Here is a 4,396-nt window from a genome sequence, read left to right as displayed (position 1 = left end):
ATACTGCCGACGCGGAAGTTATCCGGCAACTGGCGGCAAACGGAGTGAAACTCCTTGCCCTGCGCTGCGCCGGATATAATAATGTAGACCTGAAAGCGGCAGCGGAAAACGGCATCACCGTGGTGCGCGTCCCCGCCTACTCCCCTTACGCGGTAGCGGAATACACCGTTGCCCTCATGCTCTCCCTCAACCGGAAGATACCCCGTGCCACCTGGCGCACACGCGACGGCAACTTCTCCCTGCACGGCCTTTTGGGATTCGACATGTATGGCAAAACGGCAGGTATCATCGGCACAGGCAAAATAGCCAAGAAGTTAATCGCCATCCTGCGCGGTTTCGGCATGAACATCCTCGCCTACGACCTGTATCCCGACTACAATTTCGCCCGCGAGCACCAGGTGGTATACACCACGCTGGACGAACTGTACCGCAGCTCGGACATCATCTCCCTGCACTGCCCGCTCACGGAGCAGACCAGATACCTGATTAACGACTACTCCATCAGTAAGATGAAGGACGGCGTGATGATTATCAACACCGGCCGGGGACAGCTCATCCATACCAATGCCCTGATAGAAGGACTGAAAAACAAGAAAATCGGTTCTGCCGGGCTGGATGTGTACGAGGAAGAGAGCGAATATTTCTACGAAGACCGGTCGGACAAGATTATCGACGACGATACGCTGGCACGCCTGCTGTCATTCAATAACGTAATCGTGACTTCCCACCAGGCATTCTTCACGCGTGAAGCCCTTGCCAACATCGCATCCACTACCCTGATGAATATAAAGGACTTCATGGAACACAAGAAGCTGGAAAACGAGGTCAGACTGTAAAAAAGCGTTTATAGAACATTAATCATCCACGGCTCAAACTTTCAGGCCCGCCTGCTTGTTACACACAGATAAACCACTAAAAAGACAGATTATGAAAAAAGTAACAGACAAAGCCGAAAGCCGTGGACGCTCTTCGTATGACTGGCTCGACAGCCGCCATACATTCAGTTTTGACAAGTATTACAACCCCCGCCGCATGAATTTCGGCGCGCTGCGCGTTCTGAACGACGACCGGATAGCTCCGGGAAAAGGCTTCGGAACCCATCCGCATAAGAACATGGAGATTATCTCCATTCCCCTGAAAGGCAAGCTGAAGCATGGCGACAGCAAACAAAACAGCCGTACCATCACCATAGGCGACATCCAGACCATGAGTGCAGGCACGGGCATCTACCACAGCGAAATGAATGGAAGCGATACCGAACCGGCAGAGTTTCTCCAAATCTGGGTAATACCCGAAAAGCTGAATACCCCGCCCGCCTATCAGGATTATGACATCCGTCCCTATCTGCACAAGAACAAGCTTTCGCTTATCGTATCGCCCGACGGCAATGCTCCTGCCGGGATGCTGCAACAGGCATGGTTCTCCATCGGAGAAGTCGAGGCCGGAAAGAAGCTGGGATATCACCTGCACCAGTCGCACGCCGGCGTGTACATCTTCCTCATAGAGGGCGAAATAAAGGTAGACGGCACAGTGCTGTCCCGCCGCGACGGTATGGGAGTATACGAAACCGACAGTTTTGAGTTGGAAACGCTGCAAGATTCGCATATCCTGCTGATTGAAGTCCCGATGTAGGACTTTTGCATAAAATAACAGCCAAACCGGAAGTTTGTGTGGTGTTTTTTGTAATATTGCGCTATAATTGAAACCGTACAATGAAACTTGATTATATTTACCACAGCGGCTTCGCGATTGAAGCGGACGGAATAACGGTCATTATCGATTACTACAAAGACTCCTCGGAAGAGGCGCCGGACCGGGGAATCGTACACGACCATCTGCTAAAGAAGCCGGGAACGCTCTACGTGCTTTCCTCGCATTTCCACCCCGACCACTTCAACCGCGACATCCTTTCATGGAAGGAACAGTGGCCCGACATCCGGTATATCTTCTCCAAAGATATTCTGAAACACCGGCGTGCCACGGCGGAAGATGCCGTTTACATAAATAAGGGGGATGTCTACGAAGATGAAAATATCCGTATCGAAGCCTTCGGCTCCACCGATGTAGGCATCTCTTTCCTGATAGATTTGCAAGGCGTACGCCTGTTCCATGCCGGCGACCTGAACAACTGGCATTGGAGCGAAGAGTCCACTCCGCAGGAGATACGCAAGGCGGAAGGCGACTTTCTTGCAGAGATAAAAAACCTGCAACAAAAGGCTCCCCGGGTAGATATAGCCATGTTTCCGGTGGACAGCCGCATCGGAAAAGATTACATGCGCGGTGCGGAACAGTTCGTGGAACGGATAAAAACCGCTATATTTGCACCTATGCACTTCAGTGAGGATTACCGGGGCGGCAACGCTTTCCGCACCTTTGCCGAAAGCCGGGGTTGCCGTTTCCTTACAATCTCCCGCCGGGGTGAGAGTTTTGACATTACTAAATAAAACATAGCATTATGAAAAATTTAACACAGGTTCTTATTGTGCTGTTCTGCCTTTGCATGCCTGCCTTGCTGCATGCCCAGAGGGATGACAGCAAATATCTGGCCGGCGCTGTTCCGGAAGTGGACGGCAAGGTAGTATTCACCAAAGATTTCAGTATCCCCGGAATGTCTCAAGACACAATCTACTCCCGCCTGTTGAGGTGGATGGATGCACGTCTGGCAAAGAACGGGAATAACAGCCGCGTAGTCTTTTCCGACAAGGAGAAAGGACAGATTGTAGGCATCGGCGATGAATGGATTGTGTTCAGCTCCACCGCATTGTCACTGGACAGAACGAAAATTCTTTATCAGCTCACCGTCACCTGCCAACCGGAAAAATGTGTTTTTGAAGTAGAGAAGATACGTTTCAACTACCGCGAAGGAAAAGAGAAATATACCGCCGAAGAATGGATTACCGACAAGTACGCCTTGAACAAGTCTCAAACCAAACTGGTGCGCGGACTTGCCAAATGGCGCAGAAAGACCGTGGACTTCGTCGATGCCCTCTGCATTGAGGTAACGGAAGCCTTAAGCGCCAGCACCGCCGCCCAAGCTCCTGTAGAGGAAAAGAAAGAAGAAAAGAAAGAGACAAAGGCGCTCGTCAATTCGGGTACAACGGTGATTGCCCCCAAAACGCAAGTTACAGTAGAAACTCCCAAGGCCACCGCTACAACACCGGCTACGGTTACGGTTGCCGCCACACCGCAAACAAATGTACAGGCTGTACCAAGCGCCTATAAAGAGGTAGCTCCGGATGCAGTTCCCGCCGATGCCATCCAGACCGGCAACGGCAAGCTGGTGATTGTGATTGGCGAAGAACCTTTCAATATGACGATGATGACTGCCAATGCCGGCGGCTCGTTAGGCAAGATAGCAGGCAACAAGCCGGTAATCTTCACCATTCTGTCACCGGAACAGCCTTATGCACAGATGGAAGCGGCCCAGAATTATACCGTACGCTTCTACCCCAACGGACAGACAGAGCCTTCCGTCATTCTGGAATGTAAGAAAGTGCCGTCACAAGCCCCGATAGAAGGTATGCCGCGTACATACATCGGCGAAATCCTGAAAGCAAAAATTAAATAAACCGATATATAAACCTAAAAAAGTAACAACAGTGGAAATAAAAAGCAAATTCGACCATTTTAATATAAACGTCACCAACCTGGAACGCAGCATCGCTTTCTACGAACAAGCATTGGGACTGAAGGAACATCATCGGAAAGAGTCGTCGGACGGCTCTTTCACGCTGGTCTACCTCACCGACGGCAGCACGGGTTTTCTTCTGGAACTGACCTGCCTGAAAGAACATCCCCAAGCCTACGAACTGGGCGAGAACGAAAGCCATCTCTGCTTCCGCGTGGCCGGAGACTATGATGCAATCCGCCAATATCACAAGGAAAACGGCTGGGTATGTTTTGAAAATACCGCCATGGGACTCTATTTCATTAACGACCCCGACGATTACTGGATTGAGATACTGCCCGCCAAGTAAATTGTACGGCATACTTTGCAACAAGAGGATTACTATTAATTACTTAATACATCAACAACGTGAGTATAGAAGAAGCAATGATGGGCGGTATTGTTTTCAAAGGCAAGAAAGAGAAGCCTAAAGAAGAAAACAAAATCAAGACCAAAGCCAAGAAAAAGACCTATATCACCGGCCTGCATGGTTCCGGTGCGGCGAAAATGAAAGCCGAAATCCGCAGGAAACGCGCGAACAGGCATAAAGGAAAATAATAATTATTTTTTCAGATAAGAAGGTGTAAGTCCCGTTGGGAAAAACTTACACCTTCTTTTTTATACCATACCTACCCGAATTACAGAGAAGCATTCATTAGTGTCCCGTTAAAATGGGACGAGTTAAACAATTAATCAAAAAGCCCCGGAATCAGGGGATCATTTAGATCT

The 4,396-nt window shown here is 49.7% G+C and carries 6 protein-coding genes; all 6 read left to right on the top strand.

Translation table 11 applies throughout. The annotated features are described in order from the left end of the window. Positions 1-836, top strand: an 836-nt coding sequence (locus AB5903_RS14395) for a 2-hydroxyacid dehydrogenase (RefSeq protein WP_368117964.1), incomplete at its 5' end; no start/stop codon positions are given. A 91-nt stretch (positions 837-927) separates the two neighbouring features. Further along, positions 928-1,632, top strand: a complete 705-nt coding sequence (locus tag AB5903_RS14390; protein WP_005652683.1) for a pirin family protein — start codon at positions 928-930, stop codon at positions 1,630-1,632. A gap of 80 nt (positions 1,633-1,712) precedes the next feature. Then, complete coding sequence (locus tag AB5903_RS14385) at positions 1,713-2,444, top strand: MBL fold metallo-hydrolase (RefSeq protein ID WP_217418279.1); 732 nt, start codon at positions 1,713-1,715, stop codon at positions 2,442-2,444. Positions 2,445-2,455: 11 nt separating this feature from the next. Next, positions 2,456-3,568, top strand: coding sequence for a DUF4468 domain-containing protein (locus AB5903_RS14380; protein WP_342979199.1), 1,113 nt, complete (start codon positions 2,456-2,458; stop codon positions 3,566-3,568). Between the two features lie 31 nt (positions 3,569-3,599). Continuing rightward, positions 3,600-3,977, top strand: coding sequence for a VOC family protein (locus tag AB5903_RS14375; RefSeq protein ID WP_005652687.1), 378 nt, complete (start codon positions 3,600-3,602; stop codon positions 3,975-3,977). Between the two features lie 59 nt (positions 3,978-4,036). Continuing rightward, positions 4,037-4,225 carry a hypothetical protein gene (locus AB5903_RS14370; RefSeq protein ID WP_005652688.1) on the top strand — a complete coding sequence of 63 codons (189 nt, stop codon included), beginning with the start codon at positions 4,037-4,039 and terminating at the stop codon, positions 4,223-4,225. Positions 4,226-4,396 lie beyond the last annotated feature (171 nt).

It is taken from the genome of Bacteroides sp. 2201st1_D9_2201SCRN_220225 (assembly GCF_040928965.1).
GTDB lineage: Bacteria > Bacteroidota > Bacteroidia > Bacteroidales > Bacteroidaceae > Bacteroides > Bacteroides stercoris.
This window is presented reverse-complemented; position numbering and strand designations above follow the sequence as displayed.

Bases quoted from the DNA above. Each gene is read 5' to 3' on its own strand.
- AB5903_RS14385 (WP_217418279.1), top strand. From the start codon at position 1,713: ATGAAACTTGATTATATTTACCACAGCGGCTTCGCGATTGAAGCGGAC.
- AB5903_RS14380 (WP_342979199.1), top strand. From the start codon at position 2,456: ATGAAAAATTTAACACAGGTTCTTATTGTGCTGTTCTGCCTTTGCATG.
- AB5903_RS14390 (WP_005652683.1), top strand. From the start codon at position 928: ATGAAAAAAGTAACAGACAAAGCCGAAAGCCGTGGACGCTCTTCGTAT.